General features: G+C 57.4%; 20 protein-coding genes. 7 read left to right on the plus strand and 13 right to left on the minus strand.

Features of this window, described 5'->3' with window-relative positions; all coding sequences use genetic code 11:
• Positions 1-27: 27 nt before the first annotated feature.
• From QZ303_RS08795 to dnaB, 3 genes are all read right to left on the minus strand, one after another.
• A complete protein-coding gene (locus QZ303_RS08795; protein WP_295731794.1) occupies positions 28-897 on the minus strand; it encodes an HAD family hydrolase in 870 nt (289 codons plus the stop codon).
• 11 nt (positions 898-908) lie between these two features.
• On the minus strand, positions 909-1,889 hold the full coding sequence (gene pfkA / locus QZ303_RS08800) for a 6-phosphofructokinase (RefSeq protein WP_295731796.1): 981 nt from the start codon (positions 1,887-1,889) through the stop codon (positions 909-911).
• A 136-nt stretch (positions 1,890-2,025) separates the two neighbouring features.
• Positions 2,026-3,549: a replicative DNA helicase gene (gene dnaB, locus QZ303_RS08805; protein ID WP_295731830.1), complete on the minus strand. Its 1,524-nt coding sequence runs from the start codon at positions 3,547-3,549 to the stop codon at positions 2,026-2,028.
• A gap of 246 nt (positions 3,550-3,795) precedes the next feature.
• Here dnaB and QZ303_RS08810 point away from each other — a divergent pair, with 246 nt between their 5' ends.
• From QZ303_RS08810 to QZ303_RS08840, 7 genes are all read left to right on the plus strand, one after another.
• Positions 3,796-6,024, plus strand: a complete 2,229-nt coding sequence (locus QZ303_RS08810) for a GH92 family glycosyl hydrolase (protein ID WP_363322835.1) — start codon at positions 3,796-3,798, stop codon at positions 6,022-6,024.
• 85 nt (positions 6,025-6,109) lie between these two features.
• Complete coding sequence (locus QZ303_RS08815; protein WP_295731800.1) at positions 6,110-6,631, plus strand: ferritin; 522 nt, start codon at positions 6,110-6,112, stop codon at positions 6,629-6,631.
• Positions 6,632-6,739: 108 nt separating this feature from the next.
• Positions 6,740-8,722 carry an OmpA family protein gene (locus QZ303_RS08820; RefSeq protein WP_295731802.1) on the plus strand — a complete coding sequence of 661 codons (1,983 nt, stop codon included), beginning with the start codon at positions 6,740-6,742 and terminating at the stop codon, positions 8,720-8,722.
• Positions 8,723-8,927: 205 nt separating this feature from the next.
• A complete protein-coding gene (locus QZ303_RS08825; RefSeq protein WP_295731804.1) occupies positions 8,928-9,485 on the plus strand; it encodes a four helix bundle suffix domain-containing protein in 558 nt (185 codons plus the stop codon).
• Between the two features lie 757 nt (positions 9,486-10,242).
• Complete coding sequence (locus tag QZ303_RS08830) at positions 10,243-11,223, plus strand: hypothetical protein (protein ID WP_295731806.1); 981 nt, start codon at positions 10,243-10,245, stop codon at positions 11,221-11,223.
• 29 nt (positions 11,224-11,252) lie between these two features.
• A complete protein-coding gene (locus QZ303_RS08835) occupies positions 11,253-14,690 on the plus strand; it encodes a dockerin type I repeat-containing protein (RefSeq protein WP_295731808.1) in 3,438 nt (1,145 codons plus the stop codon).
• Between the two features lie 22 nt (positions 14,691-14,712).
• The gene (locus QZ303_RS08840; protein ID WP_295731810.1) at positions 14,713-15,405 is read left to right on the plus strand and encodes a hypothetical protein; all 693 of its coding nucleotides are present in this window, start codon (positions 14,713-14,715) and stop codon (positions 15,403-15,405) included.
• 98 nt (positions 15,406-15,503) lie between these two features.
• On the opposite strand, the gene QZ303_RS08845 is transcribed toward QZ303_RS08840, so the two are convergent.
• The 10 genes from QZ303_RS08845 to QZ303_RS08890 all read right to left on the minus strand — a co-directional run.
• Positions 15,504-17,615 carry a heparinase II/III family protein gene (locus QZ303_RS08845; RefSeq protein WP_295731832.1) on the minus strand — a complete coding sequence of 704 codons (2,112 nt, stop codon included), beginning with the start codon at positions 17,613-17,615 and terminating at the stop codon, positions 15,504-15,506.
• A gap of 169 nt (positions 17,616-17,784) precedes the next feature.
• On the minus strand, positions 17,785-18,699 hold the full coding sequence (locus QZ303_RS08850; protein ID WP_295731812.1) for a site-specific tyrosine recombinase: 915 nt from the start codon (positions 18,697-18,699) through the stop codon (positions 17,785-17,787).
• Positions 18,700-18,713: 14 nt separating this feature from the next.
• Positions 18,714-19,451 (minus strand): hypothetical protein, encoded by a 738-nt coding sequence (locus tag QZ303_RS08855; RefSeq protein WP_295731814.1) that lies wholly within the window; start codon positions 19,449-19,451, stop codon positions 18,714-18,716.
• Positions 19,426-21,990, minus strand: a complete 2,565-nt coding sequence (locus QZ303_RS08860) for a YfhO family protein (protein WP_295731816.1) — start codon at positions 21,988-21,990, stop codon at positions 19,426-19,428. Before QZ303_RS08860 ends, QZ303_RS08855 begins: the two co-directional genes overlap by 26 nt.
• A 60-nt stretch (positions 21,991-22,050) precedes the next feature.
• Positions 22,051-23,298, minus strand: a complete 1,248-nt coding sequence (locus QZ303_RS08865) for a glycosyltransferase N-terminal domain-containing protein (protein ID WP_295731818.1) — start codon at positions 23,296-23,298, stop codon at positions 22,051-22,053.
• Positions 23,298-24,827 (minus strand): glutamate--tRNA ligase, encoded by a 1,530-nt coding sequence (gltX, locus tag QZ303_RS08870; RefSeq protein ID WP_295731820.1) that lies wholly within the window; start codon positions 24,825-24,827, stop codon positions 23,298-23,300. The genes QZ303_RS08865 and gltX overlap by 1 nt, the downstream gene beginning before the upstream one ends.
• A gap of 81 nt (positions 24,828-24,908) precedes the next feature.
• Entirely contained in the window at positions 24,909-25,430 is a 522-nt protein-coding gene (locus tag QZ303_RS08875; protein WP_295731822.1) for a hypothetical protein, read from the minus strand.
• A 31-nt stretch (positions 25,431-25,461) separates the two neighbouring features.
• Complete coding sequence (locus QZ303_RS08880; RefSeq protein ID WP_295731823.1) at positions 25,462-25,893, minus strand: hypothetical protein; 432 nt, start codon at positions 25,891-25,893, stop codon at positions 25,462-25,464.
• Entirely contained in the window at positions 25,868-26,353 is a 486-nt protein-coding gene (locus QZ303_RS08885) for a hypothetical protein (protein ID WP_295731826.1), read from the minus strand. The genes QZ303_RS08880 and QZ303_RS08885 overlap by 26 nt, the downstream gene beginning before the upstream one ends.
• A 34-nt stretch (positions 26,354-26,387) precedes the next feature.
• On the minus strand, positions 26,388-26,657 hold a 270-nt coding region (locus tag QZ303_RS08890; protein ID WP_295731828.1), incomplete at its 5' end, for a hypothetical protein.

Raw genomic sequence — 26,657 nt, forward strand, 5'->3', positions numbered from 1 at the left:
CGCCCATCTCTTTACTTTATATGCCCATCAATGCGACGACATAAAATCAGCCTCTATGAAGCGCGCCACGGCGTCGGTGTCGTTTGACCCTATTACTTCGGAAGCCGCGGCTTTGACCTCGGGGAGTGCATTTCCCACAGCCACAGGAAGGTCGGCCACCCTGAGCAGGGGCAGGTCGTTGAGATTGTCGCCAAATGCCACTATGCGCGTAGCTCCCACCCTGCGGGCCACGCGCCTTACCACCGCACCCTTGTCGATGCCGCGCGCGAGAACCTCGATTATGCCGTAGCCCGGAATGGTGCTGTCGGTGTAGGAACTTACCGCACAGTCGCCTGCGGCACGAAGCCGCTCGGCGACGGCGCGGGTGGCCTCCACCTCGCCGATGGCGAAATAGAGTATGGTGCGCGGGAGCGAATCAGCCAGTCCCGCCGGGTCGTCGAAATAAAACCTTTTGAGGTCAAGCCCCCGGCGCAGGTCGGCGAACGACCTTTCGGCACGGCTTACAGGCCCGTTATGGTATGCCGCGAGCAGACGTCGGTCGGGAGTTATCGTGTAGATGAACGGATGAAGCCCGTGCGACTCCATGATGTGCTTCACCCGGCGCGCCGTATCGTCGTCGAGCAGCGTCAGGTCGTCATATTCACCCTTGACCGGATTCCACACGGCAGCACCGGTCATCGTGACGTAAGGCACACGGGTGTGGCAATCGCGCATAAGCGGCACAACTGTGGCGGGAGTGCGCGCTGTAGCCACGGTGATGAGCGCGCCACGTCGGCTCAGGTCATGGATAAGTGTAGCGCTCTCGGGGCTGACCTTGCTATACAGGTCGAGCAGCGTGCCGTCCATGTCGGTGACATAGAGCGTGCGACGCTGCCCGTAAGTATCATTCTTATGCATGCCGGCGTCGATCAGATTGATAGTCGGCGCAGGGTATCGAGAAGATCGCGGTTGATAGGCTTGTCGTTCTTGATGGCCTTGGAGAATGGCACATAGACGATGTTGTCGTTAGAGATACCGATCATCACGTTGCGCTGGTCGTCGAGGAGGGCGTCGATGGCGGCGGCACCGAGGCGCGAGGCCAGGATGCGGTCGGCGGCAGTAGGTGATCCGCCACGCTGAAGATGGCCGAGAATCGACACACGCACGTCGTAGCCGGGATACTCGTTCTTCACGCGCTCGGCCAAAGCCATTGCACCGCCGGTGACGGGGCTTTCAGCCACAAGCACAATCGAGGAGTTCTTGCTCTTGCGGAATCCGTTCTGGATAAGTTCGGCAAGCTGGTCGACCTCTGTGGATATCTCCGGTATGATGGCGGCCTCGGCTCCGGAAGCTATCGCTCCGTTGAGGGCGAGGAATCCGGCATCGCGTCCCATCACCTCGATGAAGAAGAGGCGCTCGTGGCTCGTGGCCGTATCGCGTATCTTGTCGACACACTCCATGATGGTATTGAGGGCCGTGTCGTAGCCGATGGTCTTGTCAGTGCCGTAGAGGTCGTTGTCGATAGTGCCGGGGAGGCCTATTATCGGGAAATTGAATTCAGTGGCGAAGATACGGGCGCCGGTCAGCGATCCGTCACCGCCGATCACCACCAGGGCGTCGATGCCATGCTGGCGCAGGGTGTCGTAGGCGAGCTGACGGCCTTCGGGAGTCTGGAACTCCTTGCAACGGGCTGTCTTTAGTATAGTGCCGCCCATCTGTATGATATTCGACACGTTCTGCGTCTTGAAGTCAACGATTTCGTTGGTGATAAGGCCGCGATAGCCACGATAGATACCCTTCACGGAGAAGCCGCTGAAAATCGCCGAGCGGGTCACTGCACGGATGGCGGCGTTCATGCCAGGCGCATCGCCTCCCGAGGTGAGTATGCCTATGGTCTTTATTGCTGACATGGCTGAATGAGTTTAGAAGTAATATTGGTCTTGAAAAGACAAATTTAATAATCTTTTTCTACATTATATCCCGGCATGCGGTCGCATTAACATATTTTTATCCGCATGTGCATGAAATGGCGGCCACGTCCTACAATCAGAAGGGGGCGGGGGTGTCGGCGGGTCCGGCGAGGAAGTCGGCGGTGCCACCGGAGAGCGGGGTGGAGGGGGATGTGAACGTGCCGGAAGGTTCAGCGCCGAATCCGCCGGCGTTGAGGCTCGACTCCACGGTTACAGGTGCGGCGGATGGGTCGAAGTCGTTCTCGCTCCAGTTCTCGAACCTGGCAAGACGCCCTTTGAAGCGCAGTTTCACCGTGTCGACGGAACCCGAGCGGTGTTTTGCCACGATGAACTCGGCCAGGCCGCGTATGTCGTGTCCCTCGGCGTCGACATCGCTCTTGGTGTAGTACTCCGGACGGTGTATGAAGCACACGATATCGGCATCCTGCTCTATGGCGCCCGACTCGCGGAGGTCGCTCAGCTGCGGGCGCTTGCTTCCGGCGTCACCCGCCTGACGGCTCTCCACCGAACGGTTGAGCTGCGACAGGGCCACTATCGGGATATTAAGTTCCTTGGCGAGCTGCTTGAGCGATCGCGATATCATGCTCACCTCCTGCTCGCGCGAGCCGAAACGCATTCCCGAGGCGTTCATCAGCTGGAGGTAGTCGATGATGAGTATCTTCACGTTGTGCTCCCTGACGAGGCGGCGCGCCTTGGTGCGGAGCTCGAAGATGGAGAGCGACGGAGTATCGTCGATATATAGAGGAGCGCTGTAGAGGTGCTTGATACGCGTCATCAGCTGGTCCCACTGTATGCGCGTCAGTTTTCCCGACTTTATCAGCGAGCTTTCAAGCTCGCACACATTCGAGATGAGTCGGTTTACAAGCTGCAGGTTGGACATCTCAAGCGAGAATATCGCCACCGGGATGTTGTAGTTGACCGACATGTTCTTGGCCATCGAGAGCACGAACGCGGTCTTGCCCATGGCGGGACGGGCGGCGATAATGATGAGGTCGGAGTTCTGCCATCCGGAGGTGAGGTTGTCGAGGTCGTGATAGCCCGATTCGAGGCCCGAGAGACCCGACTCGCGGTTGGCGGCGGCCTGTATCTGCTTGATGGCCTCGGATATCACCGGGTCGATCTGCGTGACATCCTTCTTGACGTTGCGCTGCGAGATCTCGAACAGTCGACCCTCGGCTTCCTGGAGAAGGTCGTCGACGTCGTTGCTTTCGTCGAATGCCTTCCCTTCGATGCCGGCGGCAAACGAGATAAGCTCCCTGGCCAGATACTTCTGCGCCACGATGCGAGCATGGAACTCGACATGGGCGCCCGAGGCCACGCGTGATGTCAACTCGGAAATCACCACCGGGCCGCCCACCTCGGCGAGCGTGCCGTTGAGGCGCAGCTGCTCCACCACGGTGAGCATGTCGATAGGCTTCTGCGCCGCGCCGAGGCTCTGTATGGCCTCGTAGATGCGCTGGTTGCGAGGCTCGTAGAAGCACTCCGGCTTCAGGATGTCGCAAACAGTAGTGTAAGCGTCCTTTTCAAGCATCAGCGCACCGAGCACAGCCTCTTCCACCTCCTTGTCCTGGGGCATGATACGGCCGCCGGTGTCATACATCGACTGGTGTTTGGGGGCATTGCGCCGGGGTCCGTTGTCCCGGTTGTTGCCATATGGTGTCTCTAATGCTGGGTCGGGCATGATTATCTGTAGTATATTGTTACCGGGGAGCAAATTTACAAAATTAATTTCGTAACTTTGGCTACCGCCACTGATACCAACGTCAGGGAATGCTTAAATTAAATATCTCTATCCATTGAAATAATCAATCCATACCACGTGAAAAAATATTCATTCATCCTGCCCGTGGCGACGCTATGCCTCGCCACGGCATGCAATTCCGCTTCTGACAAACCCCTGCTTAACGACGAGGTGAAATATGTGGATCCGTTCATCGGCACGGGATTCCACGGCCACACGTTCCCGGGCGCCACACGCCCGTTCGCAATGGTACAGGTAAGTCCCGACACCCACATAATGGGATGGGACGCGAGCAGCGGATACCATTACGACGACAACGAAATCTATGGCTTCAGCCACACACACCTTTCGGGCACCGGCATCGGCGACCTCGGCGATGTGGCCCTCCTCCCCTACTCCGGCACCGACTCGATAAAGCCGGTGGCCACGTTCAAAAAGGAGACCGAGAAGGCTTCGCCGGGCTACTATGCCGTGCGGCTCGACAACTTCGGCATCGACGTGGAACTGACAAGCACCGACCGCGTGGGATTCCACAAGTACGTCTACACCGACACCGCCGACCGCCGTGTGATGCTCGACCTGGGCCACATACTGCAGCCCAACTGGGGCCACAAGCTCGTGGGCAACGACTATGCCGTGGTCAACGACTCGACGGTGGAGGGCACAGTGCGCACGCAGGGATGGGCGCAGTACCACGACGTGTCCTACCGCATCACCTTCTCCGAGCCGGTCGAGAGCGAGGTACGCTACATCGACGGCAAGACCTCTGCCGATATACCGGCCGTCATACATACCGACCGCGACCTGAAACTCCACTACCGCTTCGCCCCCGCCGACCGTCCGCTCTACGTAAAGGTAGGCATCTCCATGGTCGACCCCGAAGGAGCCGGAAAGAACCTCGCCGAGGAACTTCCGGGATGGGACTTCGTGGCCACACGCGAAGAGTCGTCGGAGATATGGAACAAGGCCCTCTCGGCAATCGAGATACAGGCCGACTCGACCGTGATGGTCAACTTCTACACCGCGCTCTACCATACCATGATCGCGCCGTTCGCCTACCAGGACGTCGATGGCCGCTACCGTGGCATGGACAAGATGGTCCACCAGGCCGAGGAGGGGTATGTCAATTACTCCGTGTTCTCGCTCTGGGACACTTTCCGTGCGTTCCAGCCACTGATGACCATCATCGAGCCTGAACTGGCCGCCGACTGGGGCAAAGTGCTCGTCAAGGGCTACAAGGAGGGAGGAATCCTCCCGAAGTGGCCCATCGGGTCGAGCTATACCGGCTGCATGGTGGGCTACCCTGCGGTGGCCGTGCTTGCCGACCTCTCCTGCAAGGGTCTCGCCGACAGCACCGACCTCAAGTCATGGGCCGAAGCAGCGGCAGCATCGTCGGTCTACCGCCCCGACCTGGCAGAGAAGTTCAAGGGCACGCGCGAACTCGACCTCATCACCATGCACCCGTATTATAAGGAGAAGTACGGATTCGTTCCCGCCGACTCGGTACCCGAATCTGTGTCGTGGGGCGTTGAGATGGCCTACGAGGACTGGTGCGTGTCGCAGCTCGCCGCAAAAGCCGGCATGGACTCGCTGGCGAAGGCTTACGCCGCCAAGGGCGACTACTACAAGCGCTATCTCGACCCTGAGACGAAGATGATGCGTCCGGTGATGGGCGACGGCTCGTTCCGCACACCTTTCAACCCGCGTTACTCTGCACACATGAAGAGCGACTACACAGAGGGGAACGCCTTCCAATGGAGCTTCTTCGCCCCTCACGACATGGACAACTTCATCGAGGCTATCGGAGGACGTCAGGAGCTGGAGGCACGCCTCGACACGCTCTTCACCACCTCGTCGCAGATCGACGGCGCGGAGGCATCCAACGATATCACAGGCCTGATCGGTCAGTATGCCCACGGCAACGAGCCGAGCCACCACATGGCATACCTCTACAACTGGACCGGTTCGCCATGGAAGGGCCAGGAGCGCCTTGACTACATCATGCGCGAGTTCTACACCAACGCCCCCGACGGCATAATCGGCAACGAGGATTGCGGCCAGATGTCGGCATGGTACGTGATGAGCGCCCTCGGACTCTACCAGGTTGCGCCGGGCATACCGGTCTACACCATAGGACGCCCGATTGTCGACCGTGCCGTGGTAAAGGCGCAGCACGCCCCGTTCGAGATAACAGTCAAGGACAACTCCCCTGCCAACAAATATGTCAAGCGCGTGCTTCTCAACGGCAGGCAGCTCGACACGCCGTTCATCACCCACGACGATATAGCGCGCGGCGGCACACTCGTGTTCGAGATGACATCCGAACGCCCCTGACATGGCCATCACATTTTTTTGGTCAATGCAGGAAATATCGGTACATTTGCACCTCTGAAAGTTTAACATCTTAATTTTAATCGTTATGCTTAGCCAAAAGTTACAGGACGCTATAAACGAGCAGATTAACGCCGAGTTGTGGTCGGCCTACCTCTATCTGGCAATGTCGCTCGACGCCGAGTCGAAAGGCCACAGCGGAGTAGCCAACTGGTTCTACATCCAGTTCAAGGAGGAGCAGGACCACGCACGTATATTCATGAACTATCTCAGCTCGCGCGACGTGAAGGTGGTACTGAAGCCCATTGCTGAAGTCCCCGCCACATGGCCTGCCGTAATCGACATGTTCCGCCAGACCCTCGACCACGAGCGCAAGGTGACCGGCATGATCAACAACCTCGCCGCCATCGCCAAGGCCGACAACGACTTCGCTTCCGTCAACCGCCTCGTATGGTTCATCGACGAGCAGATCGAGGAAGAGGAGAACGCACGCAACCTCATCCAGGCCACAGAGGCAGTGGAGGACAACAAGTACGGCATGTACATGCTCGACAAGGAGCTTGCCGCACGCACCTACACCACCCCCTCGCCCCTCGCCACCGCCGAGTAATCATCCCGACAGCGACAGACTCATATAGACGGCGACCGCACGCTCCCCGACAGGGACATGCGGTCGCCGTCGGCATAATATCCACCCTGCGCGCGCGTTACTAATTATATGAAGCATGTCAATATATTATACCGATATATAGCCGCAGCGCTATGCGCCGGCATACTGTGGAGCTGCGGGGGTGCCAAGCTCGCCGTGGCCGACGAGCAGATGGAGCGCGGGGAGTACTACGACGCGTCGCGCACCTACCGCGCCGTCTACAACAAGCTCAAGAAGCGCGAGGAGCGCCCGCTGCGCGGCGAAGTGGCCTACAAGATGGGCCTCTGCTACCGCAAGCTCAACATGAGCGCACGTGCATCCGCCGCTTTCCAGAATGCCGTGCGCTACGCCTACCCCGACTCGCTCACACAACTCTACCTCGCCCAGTCATTGCAGGCCGAGGGACGCTACCGCGACGCTATCACCGCCTACCAGGAATATCTCGCCACCGACCCTAAGGATGCCGAGACGGCTGAGACCGGAATAGCCGGCTGCCGCAAGGGGATGGGCGCGAAAGCCACCCCCACGCGCTATATCGTAAAGCAGGCGAAGCTGTTCAATTCGCGCCGTGCCGACTTCTCTCCGATGTTCGCCGGCGCCGACCACGACGTGCTCTACTTCACCACCACCAACGAGAAGGTGACCGGAGACCGGCGCAGCGAGATCACCGGTATGAAGAAGGGCGACATATGGGTGGCGCGCAAGAACGAGCAGGGCCAGTGGCAACGACCGGAAGCCGTAGAGGGTGAACTCAACTCCGAGCACGACGAAGGCATCGTGTCGTTCACCCCCGACGGGGGCACGATGTACCTCACCCGCGCGCGCCGCGAGCCTAACGCCCACACCGGGGTGGAGATCTATACCTCGCAGCGTTCCGACGCCAAATGGAGCGCCCCGGTGAAGTTCGAGATCACCGCCGACACGCTGTCGAGCTACGGGCATCCGGCGGTGTCGCCCGACGGCGACTGGCTCATCTTCGCCTCCGACATGCCCGGAGGAATGGGTGGGCTCGACCTCTGGCGCATCAACCTCAAGGACCGCGTAGGCTCGCTGGAAAACCTCGGCGAATTCATCAACACGCCCGGCGACGAGTGCTTCCCCTACATGCGCTCCGACAGCGTTATCTACTTCGCCTCCGACGGCCATGCCGGTCTCGGAGGACTCGACCTTTTCAGGGCGGAGCAGACACCATCCGGAGGATGGAACGTCACCAACATGGGCTATCCCGTCAACTCGTCGTCCGATGACTTCGGCATAACCTTCGGCGAGGGGGAGAGCGGCTATTTCAGCAGCAACCGCACCGACGGACGCGGCTACGACCATATCTACTCGTTCCTGCTCCCCGACCTGAAGATCAACATCTCCGGCATGGTGCTCGACAAGGACGAGGAACCGGTGCCGAACTCCGTGATACGCATCGTGGGCGACGACGGCTCCAACCAGAAAGCCACAGGTAAGGCCGATGGCAGCTTCTCGTTCCCGTTGCAGCGTGGTGTGCGCTACGTGATGCTCGCCGGCGCCAAGGGCTACCTTAACGCCAAGCAGGAGTTCCGGGCCGACACCGCCGAGGTCGATGCCGAATATGGCGTAGACTTCATCCTCGCGTCCATCAACAAGCCCAACGTGGTCGACAACATCTTCTACGACTTCGACAAGGCCACGCTGCGCCCCGAGTCAAAGACCGCCCTCGACTCCATCGTACAGGTGCTCCGCGACAACCCAAACGTCACTATTGAGATGGCGTCGCACACCGACCGCTGGGGTACCGAGGAATACAACCAGCGCCTCTCGCAGCGACGCGCCCAGTCGGTCATCGACTACCTCATCGCCGCCGGCATACGCCCCGAACGCCTATCCCCGCAAGGCTATGGCGAATCGCACCCCAAGACCATCACCAAGCGCCTCGCCCGCCAGTATCCCCAGTTCAAGGAAGGCGACATCCTCACCGAAGAATTCATCCTCACCCTCCCCGAAGCCGACCAGGAAGTCGCCGACCAGATCAACCGCCGCACCGAGTTCCAGGTCCTCTCCATCGACTATAACATTTTTTAGAGAAAGCGGTTAAGGACAATAACGAGAATAAGGAGATTAAGGAGGTTAAGGCCATTAAAGTCATCAAGGTCATTAACGTCATTAACGCCTCTACTCCGCCGGCCCTCCCTACTGTCCTTATTGTCCCTAACCTCCTTACTCTCCTTATTCTCCCCATTTTCCTTATCTTCCCTATTCTCCCTAATCTCTTTAATCCCCAATCTGCATGCCCTCCTCAACCTTCCTCCGCCAACGCTCCGACTACCGCAACCTCCTCGTCTATCGCAAATGCGAATGCATCTACGACCTCACCTACTACTTCATCAATAAATTCATCGCCAAAGGCGACCGCACCGCCGACCAAATGCTCCAGGCGGCACGTTCAGGTAAGCAAAACATAGCCGAAGGATCGGCCGCCTCAGTCACCTCACGCGAGACCGAGATAAAGCTAACCAACGTGGCCAAGGCCAGCCTCAAAGAGCTACTTGAGGATTACATCGACTATCTGCGCACACGCTCCCTACCGCTATGGCAACCGGGCGATCCAAAATTCGAACAGGCACGCCGCGTATGCTCTGCCCACAGCGACAGCGCATACTATCGCGAGGCAGCCGCCACACGCAGCGACTCCGCCATAGCCAACATCACCGTAATCCTCCTCAACCAGACCGACTACCTCCTTTTCCGTCTGATCGAATCGCAAAAGAAAGCCTTTCTCGCACAAGGCGGCATCCGCGAAGAGATGACCCGCGCTCGCCTCGCCCACCGCAACCTCCACAAATAAAGAGCTTAGGCAGATTAAAGAAGATTAGGGAGGCTAAGGACATTATGGAGATTAAAGTCATTAACGTCATTAGCGCCTCTTCTCCACCGGCGCGCCCTCACTCCCTAATCTCCCTAATGTTCTTAATCTCCTTAGCCTCCCTATTGTCCCTATTCCCCTTAATGACTTTAATCTTCTTAGCCTCCCTATTGTCCCTACCTTCCCTAATCCTCCCTTAATTCTTTGAAATCTTTTGGATTTCTGTGAATAATATTTAACTTTGCCACAGACATTCTGCCGTATGGAAGCCCGAGCGCGGGCATCGAGTGCGGCGGGGTGTGGAGAGCTTGCGCCCGCAAGGGCCGACCGCTCTCCGGACATATTTTTTTAAAAGCGTTTATCAGCGCTTTGTTCTTGACAATCTGAGAATCTCGCAAATTCACAAACACAGTCAAAAGCAAGGCAACGGTAGATGTCTATGGTTATGTATATGACAGCGCTATGCCGCCACTATACCTTTCCGGGCAGCTTCATGCTCGCCCCGAAGGTTAGTTGCAGGCCTTAGCGTGATTCCTATGCATATATGCGTGGGCTTCTGCGTTGCTCTTTCCCTGACTGTGTGGGCAATGCGAGAGCCTTCGGATTGTGGGAAAGAGCAACGGTACAGTTTCCCGCGCTTTTTTGTTTTACGACAGAGGCAATCATCAACCAACCATCATCTCTTGCTTCTTATTAACCGCCTGACTTCGGGGAGACTACAAGGCACACATATCAGGTCATGAAAAGACTATTTTTCGTGCTGACGCTCATCGCAGCTGTCCTTACCCAAGTTTCGGCGCAGACCTCGCAGCTCGCCACGTTGCTCCACGACGGCAATCTCTCCATCTTCTATGGTGCAGGCGCCCTCAAGGATGCCCATGAAGCCGCCGTCGCAGGCGACGTAATCACCCTCTCCGCCGGCCAGTTCAACGCCTGCACCCTCACCAAGCCCGTCACCATCCGCGGCGCAGGCATGGGACTCACCGAAAGCGACAACTTCGCCGTACCCACCGTCCTCACCGGCGACTTCTCCATAACTATTCCCGAAGATGCCGAACATTACCTCGTCCTCGAAGGAATCCAGCACAATACATCTATACAAATATCGAATGTTTATAACCCCCAATTTATAAAATGCATCCTCGGTAAGTTGAGTATCATTGGCAATTCTACCATGAAAGATGCAAAATTTATACATTGCGATATCCGAAATCAAATCAGTGCCAGCAACAACATTACTTTTTCATCGACAAACAGCCATATAGTAATCGGAAGTTTTAGCACATCATATTTGACCGCTAACTATCAAAACTGTATCATTGAGACACCCTCTACCCTATACCACAGTCTGCTCAACAACTGCATAATCAAAGGCCTCGGGAGTTCGACATCCATAAAATTAAACGGCAACTGCACGCCATTCTACTGCGTATGGTACGGTGCAGGAGTAAAACAGCCATTCCCCTATGAAACAGCAAAAGGCACAAACACACGCCTCGACCATGAGAACGTATTCAAGGAGGGCACTTTCTACGAGCTGACCGACGAGATCAAGGCGCTAAAGACATCCGACGGCACGCAAGTGGGCATCTACGGCGGCAACATGCCTTTCGAGCAGACCACGACAGTGCCGCAGATCTCCAAGTTCAGCGTAGCGCCCAAGACGAGCGCCGACGGCAAGCTGTCGATCGACATCGAGGTAGAGGGGATCAAGCAGTAACGCGTCATCGACAGTAACACTCTGAAATCATGATACGCAGACTCATCCTGCCGTTTGCCATGGCGGGTGCGGCGCTGTCGGCGCATGCCGACGCGGGCTACACCTACTGGTTCGACGGCGATTCCACCGTCTCGGCTACTGCCGGAGGGGTGCTGTCGGGCAACGGGGCCTTCTCGCTCGACATCGATGCCTCCGCCCTCGACGGCTCGCGTCCCCACTCGGTCCATTTCCAGGTAGCCGATGCCGACGGGCGCCGCTCGGCACCGCGCAGCGCCATGTTCCTCAAGCCGTTCACCCTCGCAGGCTCCACGGCCCACATCTATGTCGACGGCCTGTACCACTCATACATAGCAACCACACCCACCGAGAGCGACGCCGCCATCATGTGCGAGATCGACGCCTCGGCCTACGGCTACGGACTCCACACCATCATGGCCCATGTGGTGACCCACGACAACATCCCGGCGGCTCCCGTCGAAGGGCTGTTCATGCGCGTACCCACCGAGGCCGAGGTGAGCGGCTACCGATGCTTCTTCACCCTCGACAACGACTCTACGATGCTGCGCGCCGGCACATACTCCGCAGGCATCGTGCATGCCGACATCGACGTAGAGTCGCTCTCCATCGGACTCCACTCCATACAGTTCATGCTCGCCTCGCCCGACGGGCTGACCACGCAGTGCAAGTCGGCATTCTTCATGAAGCTCCCTCTCGGAGGTGGCGACATCAGCAGCTACGACTACTGGGTGAATGACGACACCGACCATATCACCCACGTCGACCTGAAAGAGGCCATGAGTCCGTTCCGTCTCACCGGCCTGCTGCCGGTAAAGAGCTATCCGCTGCGCACCTCGTCGTTCCGCTTCAGGGTGGAGGGTGGCAAGCCGGTGATCTACCCGCTCAACGACTTCAATCTGCTCGTATCGTCGGCCAACGGACTTTTCACCACCATCTCCTCGCCGTTCTTCGACGCCTCAATGCCCACTTCGGTGAAAGCCGCCTCCATCGTGCCCACTCCCGAGGGCACGGTGACAGCCGTCTCCTCAATTGGCGAAAATGAAATCCGCTGGTATGAATTCGACGTAAAAAGGGGCGACAGTATCGCAGTGACGGTCGACAAACCCTGCACCGTCGAGCTGTTCGACAATGAAAGCAACATCAGATACTCGGCCTCAGGCCATGATGCCGTGGTCGGCGGTGGATTCCATGCATTCTCCGACGGAAAAGTCTACATGGCAGTCCACGATGCCAAAAAGACAGGTGCTATAAATGCAACAGTGAAACATATCGACCGCTATGCCGTGCTGAAGCACACGCCCGACCGCATGGCTCCCGACGGCCTGGTGTTCATCGACCTCACCGGCAACGGCTTCGACCATCTCAAGAAAGTGACCCTCGGCGACAACGACATTATCGAATGCGACTCACTTTTTGCCTACGACCATGCATTCGCGAGGGCACAGTTCAACTTCTATGGAAAGAAGTTGAGCGCCCGAGGCCCGCAGAAGCTGACATGCTATTTCGACGATGGCACTCCGGAAGGTCGCACCACAGTGACACTGGACAATGCCATTACATTCGAGGATGTGCAGAAAGGGGAAATATCAGTCCGAGTCTTAAATTCAGCCTCGGTGGGTGGTCGGCATTACATGACAGTCGCAATCAAAAACAGCGGCAGCATCTCTCGATGGGGTATTCCGATAAATATAGCCTTCGGAAACATTGTCCATCAATTTGAGTTCGACAATTTTCATGTGATAACGCCAAATCCTCTCAACGGGGTCGAGTTCCCCATCAGCCACCCGACGGACAACCTTCTCGAAACGGGAAAGCCGGGAATCTTCATGCCCATGATTCTACCATACATAGCGCCATATGAGACACTTCAACTTAAAATGTCGGTGACAAGGTTCACCCTCTTTTCATTTGATATGTATGCATGGGTCGGAGAGGCATGGAGCGATGCCGGAAGGTATCTTTTAGGCGAAACCGGAGGAATCGTGACTCCACCGCAGCAGCCTGACTGCATCAACTACGACACCTTTGCCGATATGCAGAGTCTGATCAGCGAACACGGAGGCACAGCCGGACAAGTGGCAAACGTATATCTCGGTCTGGGCCAGACAATCGGAGGTATTTATCTTGGACTTGGCAAACGCCAACGCGCCGAGGAACGGCGTTGCTATGGCGCCGACTACGCCATGGTGGCCGAATATCTGCCTCAATACGATAGTCCGTTGGCCATGTCGCCTCAGGCAATATTCCAAAACAGCATGCCGCTACCCGAATGGCTTTCCCTACCGGCATCGTACCTATTCGCCACCAACGAGAGAGAAGCGGCACATGCCGAATGTGCCAATCCTCGACCCACTCCTACCCGAATCAATTTACCCGTCTCACATGATCCCAACGACATCCTCGGCTACCGCTCTCCAGCCGACACCGAGCATATCGGGCGTGATGTCAAGACTTTGGAGTACACTCTTGAATTCGAAAACGATCCGGAACTGGCCACAGCCTCAGCCGTCACAATCGTCGTGACAAACACTCTTGACAAGGGTGTGTTTGACTTGGCTACATTCAAGGCCGGTGAGTTCACGATCGGGAAGCACACCATCGACTTCGAGGGGGCAAAGAAAGGCGTAAGAACCATCGACATACGCCCGGAAATCAACGGCATAGCCCAGGTGAGCGTGGACTTCAACGAGTCGTCCGGCGAACTGCTCCTCACCGTCAACTCGCTCGACCCGATCACGCTGGAGCTGACCGACGACGTGATGCAGGGTGTGCTCCCCGTAAACAACGACGGGAATGGCACGGGGCAGCTGACATACTCCATAGACCTGCGCGAGGGGCTTGCCGACAACACCACGGTCGGCAACAAAGCGACCATCGTATTCGACGAGAATCCACCTATCGATACCCCGACATGGCACAACATCACCGACTACACCCTCCCGCATAGCGAAGTGACCGACGTGGCCACTGACGACGACGGCATGACGTTCGCCATAACGGTCAGCAGCTCAGACACAGGCTCGGGCATATGGCATTACGACCTCTATGCCCGTTGGGATGGCCAACCGGACTGGACGCTCATGGCAGAGTCGCTCGAAGCCGACGAATCCGGCATGATTGCCTATAGCGCCCCGGCGGCATTGCCCTCGGTACAGTTCGCCACCGTGGCCTACGACCGCGCCGGCAACCGCGAGGACTCCGCTCTGCTGCGCAAGCTGCTCGGTGACGTTGACGGTAGCGGCAAAGTGGATGCCAACGACGTGTTGCTCCTGCGCGCCTACTACATCGAACGCCCCGTGACACTCGACCTCTCCGTGGCCGATGTCAACTCCGACGGACGTGTCGATGCCCAGGACGCCACAGCCGCACGCGTGATCTACCTCGATTCGCAGGTAAGGCCGGTGCTCCGGACTCCGCACGTGCGCACACGCAAACATACCTCCAGATAAAACCAACAAACAAAATACAAACATGAAATCGAAACTCATCTGTGCAGCGCTTACCCTCCTCCTTTCGGGAGGTAGCGCCGCAGCCTACAAGACCACCGAATCGGAAAGCCTCAATGTATGGTTCGAACCTGTGACGCTCGTGGCCGACGGCACGACAGTGTCGCGGCTGGTGGTGTGCGAAAACGACACAATAGACTATTCGGCGTTCAACATGGCCTTTTTCGTGCCGAAAGGCATCCATATCGTGAAAGTCAAGAAAGGACGCGACTGGGTCGAGGACATAGAGATGTCGGCTCGCGCCTCATCCACCCACTCCATCGCGTGCAACATGCTCTCCGACGGCACCACCATCAAGGTGATCGCCGATTCGAGCATGCTTGATGACCTCTATCCCGACGATGAGGATGGCAATAAGCTCGACGAACTTTACAGCATCGGGCTAATCGCCGACCCCGACATGGTCAACGGCACATACACCGTGCAGATGCTCGACGTGAAATTCGTGCTCTCCAACGCCGACGCATGCGTGCCTGCCGAGCAGCCCATCTACGGCACTTTCACCATCACCGGAGGCCAGACTACCGGCATCGATGAGGTAGGCAACGACCGTTCATCCGATGACGGCGACTACTACGACCTCCTTGGCCGTAAAGTCCACGGCGTCCCCGCCGCCGGCATCTACCTCCACAACGGTGAAAAAGTCATCGTCAAGTAAGGCTTATAAATAAAGACTTATCATACAGAGGCTACGGGGGTGTATCGTGATTCGACACACCCCCGTTTCATATAATACCATGCTATCTGAGGTTTCTGTCATTTCAGGCGCAGGGTGCGCTTGTCGAGGGAGGAGTGGAGCACCTTGCCGGAGCGGCGCAAGGAGGAACCGTGCACCATGAACATGTCGGAGGGAGACGCGGAGGGTGAAGGTGTCACCCCTGCGGGATAGGTGACGGCAAGCATGTAGGCGTCGGTGGAGAAGCCGTCGGCATCGATCCATGAGTTGAGGTGCATGAGGCGTCCGTCGGCGAGCTGGTTGATGTAGATGTCGGTGACCGCACCGTCGGGCTGCGTGACACGCAGGCCTATCCAGTCCTTCCCCTCGCGACGCTCAATCTGCGGTATGGACTTCTGAGACACGCTGTCCTTCAGAATCACAGCGGTCACACCTTTCACGCGGTCGACCGTCTGCGGCATATGGAACGACCAGTAGGTCTCCGTGCCTTTCAGGGTCTCGTCGGGCGCTTCATGCGTCTCCCAGTAGAGATGCTGCGGATAGTCGTGCACATAGTCGCTCGGGGCAAGATAATTCGGATAAACCGGACGCACGAGCACTGCCGCATCGCCGTTGGTCACCTCAAGGTCGTAGCCGCGCTTGCGGGTGTCACCACCCGGATGCCACAGCCATTCGAAGCGCCCCGGCTCGTGGCTCTCCAGGTCATCGACCACGTAAATCACGTTGTCGATCCACAGGAAGTGCCTGTAGTTGCGGCTGAGCCACCGCGACATCGGGCCGGTGCCGTTGGCGAGCACATACTTGAAACGTCCTTCATCGACCAGCCCCGTCACCTCGCCGGGAAGCATCGAGCCGTGGTACTGCTGATGGCGCGGCTGTCCCTGCCCGTTGAAGCGCACCACATTGTGGGCCTCCGTCTGGAAGAAGTAGTTGCGGTATTCCGGCTTGCCGTAGCTGCAGTTGCCCGCATCCTTTATTATATCCACACCCTTGTGGAAGATTATGAACGAATTGGCGTCGGCATGCGAGTGGTTCCACGTCATGCCCGACTTCACGGCGAGCATCGTGGCATCCTTATCCCACGAGTCGCGCATCGTGGCCCATCCGAAGTCCTTCCACAGGTGCGACTTCGGGAGGTCTGGCACGGCAGGGGCTTTCGAGGTGTCGGGCGTGTAGAGGAATCCCATCGGCACCGTGCGCGGGAATCCCTCGCGATGCTGTCCCGGCTCTACCTGGCCGACATACCATCCGACTATGGCGGCCTCCTTCTCCATCTCCTTCTTTCCGGCGTTGCCCGGCTGGGCGAGGGCGAGGAGCATCGAGCTTTCGCCCGTTACGTTCTTATGGCTGTCGCCGAAATTGATGCTGTGGAGGATGCCCGTGCGCGGGTATGCCACATGGCTGAAAAATGATGCCAACTGACGTATCTGCGGTATGTCGGGGAGCTTCGCGCCGGGATGTGAGTTGAGCCACGCCTGGCGCAGTATCAGAGCCTCGGTGATGCCGAAGCTCGCGTAGTTGATACTCTCGTACATGCCTCCGTCGCGGTCGAACGTGCGCGGCTTGCGCTGTATCACGTCGCCGGCGAACCCGAACCATTCCGGCAGGGCATCGACAGCCTTGCGGGCGGCATCGGCAGCCTCGGGTACTTCGTTGCCTATGGCCATGGCGAGCAGCCCTCCCATGCCAACACACGATGTCCACCAGTTGTGGCCCATCGAATTGAGCGAATGTATGCGCGTAGGTTCCAGAAGCCAGTCGCCGAGCAGCGGCTCGCCGGCCAGACGCCACATCCCCTCGGCTATGTGCTTGCGCTCGGCAGGCGACAGCGTATCGTAGATGGCATCGTAGGCCACGGCCACCTGAAACGACCGGTGCGCCATCTGCAGCTCGCTACGCCATGCCGGATTGCGCGCCATCATCTCCGAGTTGGCCCACGAACGGGTGTCGGCGGTGCGCATCAGCACCTCCTTGAGCTTCTCGGCATAGCGGCGGTCGCCCGTCATCTGCCATGCCAGCGCCATGTATTCGAGCTTCATTATATCGGGCTTGGCCAACTGCGCCTCGGCTATAGTGCGGATATTCTCCCAACCTTTCACCATCAGTGAATCGCCCGACTCCACACGCGCTTTCGCGCTCTTCACCCTCTCGGGAGTGAACAGCAAGGAGGGGTGGTTTATCCCCGCCGACATCGCAAACACGCAGCCCAGAGCCACGCCCGCAAGAAATTTACGTAGTGACATATGATGAGTTCATTCTGTTTCTTACCTTAAGATTCGCCCGAACGGCCCGAAATACCTAACCGCACGCAGTCAAATGACGGCCACACCGCAGATCGACAACCGACGGGGATGGATGGAATCACATCCGGCGCATGTTGCGCGGATGGTGGCACAGGATTTCCCTGCGCAGCTCCGTATTGTCGAGATGCAGATATATCTCGGTGGTGCTTATCGACTCGTGGCCGAGCATCTGCTGTATGGCACGCAGGTTGGCGCCCCCTTCGAGCAGATGCGTGGCGAAAGAGTGGCGCAGCGTGTGGGGGCTGATGGGGCGTGTGATGTCGGCAAGCGCGGCAAGCTTCTTTATGATGTAAAATATCATCACACGTGTGAGGTGCGTGCCGCGCTTGCTCAGAAACAGGTATTTCTCCTCGCGGGGCTTTATGTCAATCGCCGCACGGTCGGGAAGGTAGGCCCGTATCTCGGCCACCGCCGCCGGCGAGACAGGCACGATGCGCTCCTTGCTCCCCTTGCCGAGCACCCTCAGATAGCCCTCGTCGAGAAAGAGCGACGACATCTGAAGCTCGACAAGCTCGGTGACTCGAAGTCCGCACCCGTAGAGCACCTCCATTATCGCCCGGTTACGCTGTCCCTCGCGTGTCGACATGTCGATGGCGGCTATCATGGCGTCAATCTCCTCCACGGCCAGCACCTCCGGGAGCTTTCGCGCACGGCGTCCCACCTCAAGCATCTGCGCGGGATTGTCATCGCGGTAGCCCTCCAGATGGAGGAAATCGAAGAAAGAGCGCACCCCGCTCACTATGCGTGCCTGGGTGGTTCCCGCTATGCCGAGGTCGTGCAGTCCGGCGATGAACTCACGGAGATCATCGAGATCCGTGTCGGCAAGACTACGGTTTCCGGCCGAAAGGAAGGCCGCCAGCTTGCACACATCGTTGCTGTAGGCCTGTCGCGAATTGTCGCTCAACCCCTTTTCAAGAAGCAGGAAAGCCTGATAATTTCCGAGCAGCTTATCCCAAGCAGGTAACGTCCTCATACGCTCAACCGGATTCAGAACCACAGACTGAAACGCTGACGCGGCAGGTGGGGCAGCCCCACTATCACGGCGGCACGGCTGTTGGTGAAGGTCATGCCCCGGGTGATACCCCCGTCGACCGCCGCAAACAAGCTTGCCATATGAGGCGAACGCATCAGGTTGCGCAGAACAACTACCCCGCCACGCGCGAGCATATCCTTCAGCGCGGATGCACACGCTTCGACATCCTCATCTCCGTCGAGGGCATTCACGAGCACGAACGGTAGCACCGACAGGCCCACACATTCTGCGGAATACGCCTCCAGCGCCTCTCCAAGAGAGGGGAGCGCGACGATGCGTTCCGCATACCTGCGTGTAACGACATCGTATACCTCGGGATGCGCGCCATCACCCTTGTAGATCATCAGCCGCGACGACGACGACACGTCGAGCAGCGCAGTGGTCGACACCCCGTAGGATGTGCCGACCTGCAACATCACCTCGGGATGGAAATAGCATGCTATACGGAACAGCATCTTTGCGGACTTCATCGAAATCAGCTTCGGGCGCTTCCCCTCGACCTTATGGGCGAGCGATGCGGCTATGGCGCGCCGCTCATCTATGTCGGTATAGGCATAATATGCCGACTGCTCGCGCAGCACACGCAACACGAACTTGAACGCGAACGGGGAGTGTATGCCGAATCCCCGGCTGCGCTTATAGCGGTTGACCGCAGTGATATACAGCTTAAGCCGTTTCTTTATCCTTACCACGGGCGGGGAGCGAGAGCATCGCGAAAAGGAGCGCCGCGATTACGGCGACATATATCAAAATCACCGACACCATCGATATGGTGCCCGTCACCTTCACCGACTCGGGGCGGTAGGTCATAACCACCTCGTGGGAACCGGCAGGCACGCGTATGGCACGCAACAAATAGTTGACACGCGCCAGAGGGGTCTCCTGCCCGTCGACGGTCACCTTCCAACCCCATGGGAAATACACCTCGGAGAACACTGCCACGCCACCGTTGGCACTGTTGACGCGGTAGGCAAGACGGTCGGGGGCATAGGAGGTCTCATAGATGGTATCGCCCGAGGCTTTCGGAGGAACCGATGTGCCGAGCACGTCGCGGAACTTCATGTCGCTCACAGCCGTAAGCGCCGGAACGATCGTGTCGAGCGCGGCCATCTCGGCATCGGCATCCTTGGCATATACGACACGGTCTACAAGCCATGCGTTGCCGAGCGCACCGGGATTTTCCACCACGTCGCTCTCGCCCATCACCACGTATTTGGCGTTGAGCATGTTGAGCACGTTCATGTCGGCTTCCGAGACATTACCCGTAGCGAAGTTGCCGAGATGGCGGTCGATCATGTCCTGGTAGCGCGTGAGCTTGGCCGCATGGTAGCCGCCGATAGTCTTGTGATGGTAGGAGGGGGCGGCCTCGCTGAATCGCGGTATGTCCATCACACGATAGTTCATGGCCGTGTCGGCGAGTATCTTACGGTCGGCGGTGGTCAGCGGGAATGGTGTGCCCTGCGTGAGACGGCGCGGCACGAAGCTCGCTGAGTCGAGGTAGCGCTTGTTGACGGTGAAGAGGTCGACGGTGACGAGAAGCACAAGGATGGCTGCAAGCACCCTGGCGTTGAACTTGCGTTCGCCGTAGAGCCACAGCGCCAATCCGCCTGCAAGTATGAAGGCCAGACTGCGGAGGCTGTCGGCGGAAATCATCGACATACGCACCTTCTGAACCGCTGCGAACAGCTGGGCGTAAGGTGCCTGCGTGAGATATGACCCGTAGGCCTGCGCCTCCTGCTCGCTCAGGAATCCGCCGTAAAGGTCGGGGGCCAGGATTCCTACCAGGCAGAAGAGAGCACATAGCCCGAATGTTATGAAGAATGGCGTGCGGAATCGAGTTTTCCACTCCCCACGGTCGGCCACCACCTCCTTGAGGGCAAGAATGGCGAGCAACGGTATGGTGAACTCGGCCACCACCAGAATGCTGGCCACCGTGCGGAACTTGTTGTACATCGGGAAGTGGTCGATCATGATGTCGGTGAGCCACATCATGTTGTGACCCCACGAGAGGGCAATGGAAATCACCGTGCACACAAGCAGCATCCATTTCATCGGACCGCGCACCACCACGCAACCGAAGAGGAACAGGGCCACGAGGATCGCGCCGACATAGACCGGACCGTTGGTCATGGGCTGGTCGCCGAAATATTGCGGGAGCTGCCCGAGATACGGCGCGATCTCGCCGGGAATCTGCCCGGAGGCTGTGAGCTTTCCGGCTTCGGGAACGTCGGCGAGCGACAGGAACTTGTTGCTCCCCGCCTCCGGCTTGATGGTGGCGCCACCCTTCACGTCGGGAATCAGCAGGGTGAACGTCTCGCTTTTGCCATAGCTCCATGCTGTTATGTAGTCCTTGTCGAGACCTCCGCCTTTGGCATCTTTAGCCTCACCGCCGGCAAGTTCGCTGTGGCGACCGCGCATCGACTCCTTGGAGTATTCATACGTGTGGTAGAGGTTGGGCAGGTTGGCGGCCACTGCAAGGATGGCGGCGACGGCGAGCACACAGGTGGCCTTGACCCAGCGGCGCGCATTTCCGCTGCGGAACAGCATCACGGCATAGGCCACCACGAATCCCGCCACCACTATCATGAAATAGTAGGACATCTGCACATGATTGCCCGCGATCTGGAACATGGCGAACAGAGCCGCCAGCGCTCCTCCGGCCAGATAGCGCCCACGGTAGGCGAGCACGATGCCGGCGATGGTGGGCGGGATGTAGGCCAGTGTGTAGAACTTCCATATATGGCCCGCGCCTATGATTATGATGAAGTATGACGACATGCCGTAGGCTATAGCCCCGACAAGCGCGAGATACCACCTGACTTTCATGGCCAGCAGCAGTATGAAGAAGCCCATCATCATGATGAAGAGGAGATTGACGGGCGACGGCAGCCACAGCCCGTAGGCCGTGCGCACGGCGGATACTATCTTGCCGGCGGCATACTCCGGCGAAATCTGGAACGTAGGCATTCCGGAAAATAGCGCGTTGGTCCATCGCGGGGTCTCGCCGGTGGCATCGCGGAAAGTCTCGGTCTCATGGCTTATCGCCATGCCCTGCAATGTGTCGTGCTGGCGCAGCTCGCCACCCTGCACCGCATCGGGCCAGAAGAATGCGAACGATATGGCCAGAAGCACGAGCACTGACACGACGAACCCTATGAAAGTGCGCGACGTGACATACTGCCTGATGCGCTCACCTGCCGATGAGGTATTTGCTGCTGAAATGATTGTCATGATAATCATACAAGTTTGGGGATGCGCTGTCGCGTCACCCCCAAGCCTTATTTTTTGAAGTTAACGTATGGATTCGATTACGGGGGCAAGCGCGGTGTAGACGCGCTGCGTGGCGCCGAGATGCTCACGGATATAGTGCCCGGCGGCACGTCCGGCGGCGATAAGCCGATCTGGATCCTCGACCAGGGGGTCGAGCGCTGCCGTGAAACCGCCCTTATCGCTGAAAGTAAATGCCGCGCCGCATTCGATCATGTCGGCTGCTTCCTTGAATTTCCGGTAGTTTGGCCCGAAGAGCACAGGCATGTCGTAGACGGCGGCCTCGTTGATGTTGTGTATGCCCGCCCCGAAGCCACCGCCGATATAGGCGATGTCGCCGTAGCGGTATACGCCCGACAACTTTCCGTAACAATCGACCACCAGGCAGTCGGCAGCGGCGGCCTCCTGCGGGGTAGCCTTCGAGAGGCACACCACGGGACGGTCGAGCTTCGACACGATGTCCTCGATACGGTCGGGGCGCACCTCGTGAGGCGCGATTATCAGCTTCACGTCGGGGTGGTTGTTGAAATATGGCAACAGCAGCTCCTCGTCGGGCGGCCATGTACTTCCTGCCACGATGGTCAGCGACGCATCGTCGGTCATGGTCTCTGCCTGAGGCACGTCGGGGCGCTCGCGCATGATGTCGGTCACACGGTCGAAACGGGTGTCGCCGGCCACTGTGACGTTGCGCACTCCTATGTCGGCGAGCAGGCGCATCGAATTGTCGTCCTGCACGAATATGTGGGTGTAGCAGCGGAGCATCGAGCGGAACATGCCGCCCCAGGGCTTGAAAAACACCTGCGACTGCCTGAATATGGAGGAGATTATATATGTAGGTATCTGCCTGCGGCGCAGTTCCTGGAGATAGTTGCCCCAGAACTCATATTTGATGAACAGCGCCATGCGCGGGTTGACGGCATCAAGGAACGCCCTGACATGCAACGGGGTGTCGAGCGGCAGGTAGCTCACGGCATCGACCATGGGGAAGTTGCAGCGCACCTCGTAGCCCGAGGGGGAGAAGAAGGTAAGCAGAATCTTCGCCTCGGGGTGGCGGCGGCGTACCATCTCTATGAGCGGACGCCCCTGCTCGAACTCGCCCAGCGATGCGGCATGGATCCATATGTAGCCATGTGCGGGGTCGATGACACGCCTCAGATAGGGCACGGCCTCGCGCTGGCCCTTGAGAAGGCGGCGCACCTTGTCGCTACGCAAGGCGGCGATGCGCATGCCAAGTCCGTAGAGGCTTATACCTGCGTTGTAAAGGAAATTCATTACTCCGTCAGTGAGATGGCCCCGCAAGCTCGGTTGATACGGCTGATTGTCTCCTCCTTGCCCATAAGCTCGGTGATGTCGAACATGTGCGGGCCTTTGCACTCGCCGACCACCGCGAGGCGGAAGGCGTTCATCACGTTGCCGAGATGATAGCCTTTCGAGGCTATCCAGTCGAGCACGATCTTTTCGGCGGCGGCTGAGGAGAAGTCGTCGAGACCCTCAATCACCTCGACAAGCTCGCCCATGATGCGGAGAGTGTCGACGCTCCACCGCTTTTTCACATCCTTGGCGGCATATTCGACCGGAGCGGTGAAGAAGAAGCGGGCATGGTCCCAGAGGTCGCGCACGAAGTATATGCGGCTCTTCACGAGGCCTACGGCGCGGGCTATATAGCTGTCGGAGAAAGCGGCGGGGTCGATGCCGTGGTCTCGGAGCACGGGCTTGAACAGCTCGGCAAGCTCCTCGTCGCTCTTCTTCATGAGGTATTCGTGGTTGAACCATTTCCCCTTCTCGAAGTCGAACCGGGCGCCGGAGCGCGAGCAGTGGGCAAGGTCGAAGCGCCTGATAAGCTCGTCCATGCCCATCAGCTCGGAGTCGTCGCCGGGATTCCAGCCGAGCAGGGCGAGGAAGTTGACCACGGCCTCGGGCAGGTAGCCCGACTCGCGGTAGCCCGAGCAGACGTCACCACCCTCGGGATGCCATTCGAGCGGGAACACGGGGAAGCCAAGGCGGTCGCCGTCGCGCTTGCTGAGCTTGCCCTTGCCGTCGGGCTTTAGCAGGAGTGGCAGGTGGACGAAAGCGGGAGCTGTGTCGGCCCATCCGAAAGCCTCGTAGAGGAGCACGTGGAGAGGAGCGGAGGGGAGCCATTCCTCACCACGGATCACGTGGGTCACCTCCATGAGGTGGTCATCGACGATATTGGCGAGGTGGTATGTGGGGAGATCGTCGGCGCTCTTGTAGAGCACCTTGTCGTCGAGCACGGAGGAGTTGATGGTTACTTGGCCGCGAAGCAGGTCGTTGACCACGACGTCGCGTCCCGGCTCCACCTTGAAGCGCACCACGTAGGGGTGGCCTTCGGAGATGAGGCGGTCTACCTCGCCGCCTTTCATGGTGAGCGAGTTGCGCATCGAGCCACGGGTGGTGGCGTCGTACTGGAAGTTGGACACCTCCTTGCGCTTCGCCTCAAGCTCTTCGGGAGTGTCAAACGCTATGTAGGCCCTGCCCCTGTCGAGGAGCTTGCCCACATGCTCGCGGTAGATGTCGCGACGCTCGCTCTGCTTGTAAGGGCCGTATGCACCACCTTCGCGCACGCCTTCGTCGATGCCGATTCCGAGCCATGCGAGCGCTTCGTTGATATAGTCCTCGGCACCCGGCACGAAGCGGTTGGAGTCGGTGTCCTCGATGCGGAGTATCATGTCGCCGCCATGCTGGCGCGCGAAAAGATAGTTGTAGAGAGCGGTGCGTACACCTCCGATATGCAGCGGCCCCGTCGGCGACGGAGCGAATCTTACTCGAACTTTACGATCCATAAGGGTATAGATAAGTAATTTGCCGCAAATTTAAACATTTTTCCGCAAACCCACTCCCTCTACTCTTCCCTTTTTCCAACATCACTTTCCCATATCACAATTTTTAAAGTGCAAGGCAATGGAGTCTTTCTCGCAACGGACGATGAACTCGGCGCTGTCAGTGAATGACAGAATATGGTGACGTATTATTTCATCCGCATCGTTCATTTCTGCCGGAAAATCCTTTGTGATGATATAGTATTTACGTATATGCGTCTGATAATTGTCGGTGCGGGCAATTATATGCCGGTCATCAAACCGAGCGTCAACAACATATTCAGCACGTCGCCCGAGGCTGTCGTACCATTGAGACATCTCAGGCACCAGATTATCCCCGGTTAAGCACACACGACCATCCATGTTCCGACCTCCAAGAACGATAAATCGCCCATGACCGTCATTTTCCAGCATATAGACATTATGCCCAAGATTGTATGACCCATGAAGTTCCGGACACGCCCGGACCGAGACATACATGAAGCCGACAAATCTAAGCTGAATATCGATTATCCCGAAAATGACAATAAATATGACAGTAAATACTAATCTGAAAAATTTATCCATAATGATAGTCTCGCCACAGGCACTTGTGGAATTAGCGCATGTATCCATATATCGGCTTGTCTGAATCTGAATTCGATTCAAATACAAGATATAAATAAGTGTCTGTCTTATAGGATAGGAACCACCAACAACGATGTACAAATACGGAATCTCGATCGAGAGTCAGAGGATACAGGTCATAATCTGGAAGAGCTGTTTTTATATTCATACCTTTAATTACCGTATCATCAAATTCATATACGGGAGAACCGTATTTTTCAACAACTTCTTCATATGTCATACCCTTTTCCCCCAATCTGTCAAAATTGTCCTTGGGGTCAATCCAATCATATCTGCTTCTGTATTTCTCAATATCAGACATCCCATTTTCTGCTTTGGGGCTACATCCACATAATGACACAATTATAATTAGCAGAATGACATGATTAACCAGATTATCATGGCATCCACCTAGTTTGCGCATAATCGAATTGATATCCATAGATAGCTTTGCTTTTATTACCGTCCGTTTCAAAATATACTGTGAGTTTAATATCTGCCGTACTGTCGCCCGGAATGTCCCACCACCCTTGCATTATAGGCATAACCGGTATACTCTTAGAAATAGGGTATATTTCCGGCCAACCGCCATATCCAATACCATTGTGTAACGTGTCATATTCCAATATAGTATATTTACCATATTTTTCCATTACTTCTTCAATGCTCTTACCGTCAATGTCAAGGCCATAATATAAGATTGAGTCCTGAGGATAGGTCGTCAGGGAATCCCCCATTCCTCTCCATCCCAAACTCAAAAAAACCATACCGGGATAAATATCAGATCCATATACAATGTCAGTCCTCCTTTGTCGATTGAAGCACACTAAAACCCAAACCAAGACGACTATTATAATGATGGATATCGTTACTCTTTTTTTCATTGCACTACCTAACCTTAAAATCCATATTATCTGACTAATGACGCATCCGATAGGCCTCATTTATGGTTCGTTTGTAACTCCATATATCAAGAATGTAGTCCACCGCACGTCCGGTGGAGTATTGCGCCACAGAGGGGTTGCCGAAGCGGTCGTAAGTGAAGCTCTCGCCGCGAAGGCCGTCCTCGACGAGACGCCCGGCGGCATCGTAGTTGAAGCCAACGGTCTTGCCCTCCTTCAGGGCGCCTATGACGGAGTTGTCCATCGTCGACACCGTGGCCGCGTTCGGGGCTACAGTCGCAGACAG

The organism is uncultured Muribaculum sp. (genome assembly GCF_910583865.1).
Lineage (GTDB): Bacteria > Bacteroidota > Bacteroidia > Bacteroidales > Muribaculaceae > Muribaculum.

What these genes read in the sequence shown, in the direction of transcription:
- QZ303_RS08795 (WP_295731794.1), bottom strand. Translation starts at nt 897, where the DNA reads ATGCATAAGAATGATACTTACGGGCAGCGTCGCACGCTCTATGTCACC.
- QZ303_RS08840 (WP_295731810.1), top strand. Translation starts at nt 14,713, where the DNA reads ATGAAATCGAAACTCATCTGTGCAGCGCTTACCCTCCTCCTTTCGGGA.
- QZ303_RS08875 (WP_295731822.1), bottom strand. Translation starts at nt 25,430, where the DNA reads ATGGATAAATTTTTCAGATTAGTATTTACTGTCATATTTATTGTCATT.
- QZ303_RS08845 (WP_295731832.1), bottom strand. Translation starts at nt 17,615, where the DNA reads ATGTCGGCGGGGATAAACCACCCCTCCTTGCTGTTCACTCCCGAGAGG.
- gltX (WP_295731820.1), bottom strand. Translation starts at nt 24,827, where the DNA reads ATGGATCGTAAAGTTCGAGTAAGATTCGCTCCGTCGCCGACGGGGCCG.
- QZ303_RS08820 (WP_295731802.1), top strand. Translation starts at nt 6,740, where the DNA reads ATGAAGCATGTCAATATATTATACCGATATATAGCCGCAGCGCTATGC.
- QZ303_RS08880 (WP_295731823.1), bottom strand. Translation starts at nt 25,893, where the DNA reads ATGCGCAAACTAGGTGGATGCCATGATAATCTGGTTAATCATGTCATT.
- QZ303_RS08835 (WP_295731808.1), top strand. Translation starts at nt 11,253, where the DNA reads ATGATACGCAGACTCATCCTGCCGTTTGCCATGGCGGGTGCGGCGCTG.
- QZ303_RS08865 (WP_295731818.1), bottom strand. Translation starts at nt 23,298, where the DNA reads ATGAATTTCCTTTACAACGCAGGTATAAGCCTCTACGGACTTGGCATG.
- QZ303_RS08830 (WP_295731806.1), top strand. Translation starts at nt 10,243, where the DNA reads ATGAAAAGACTATTTTTCGTGCTGACGCTCATCGCAGCTGTCCTTACC.
- QZ303_RS08860 (WP_295731816.1), bottom strand. Translation starts at nt 21,990, where the DNA reads ATGACAATCATTTCAGCAGCAAATACCTCATCGGCAGGTGAGCGCATC.
- QZ303_RS08825 (WP_295731804.1), top strand. Translation starts at nt 8,928, where the DNA reads ATGCCCTCCTCAACCTTCCTCCGCCAACGCTCCGACTACCGCAACCTC.
- dnaB (WP_295731830.1), bottom strand. Translation starts at nt 3,549, where the DNA reads ATGTATGACACCGGCGGCCGTATCATGCCCCAGGACAAGGAGGTGGAA.
- QZ303_RS08815 (WP_295731800.1), top strand. Translation starts at nt 6,110, where the DNA reads ATGCTTAGCCAAAAGTTACAGGACGCTATAAACGAGCAGATTAACGCC.
- pfkA (WP_295731796.1), bottom strand. Translation starts at nt 1,889, where the DNA reads ATGTCAGCAATAAAGACCATAGGCATACTCACCTCGGGAGGCGATGCG.
- QZ303_RS08850 (WP_295731812.1), bottom strand. Translation starts at nt 18,699, where the DNA reads ATGAGGACGTTACCTGCTTGGGATAAGCTGCTCGGAAATTATCAGGCT.
- QZ303_RS08885 (WP_295731826.1), bottom strand. Translation starts at nt 26,353, where the DNA reads ATGAAAAAAAGAGTAACGATATCCATCATTATAATAGTCGTCTTGGTT.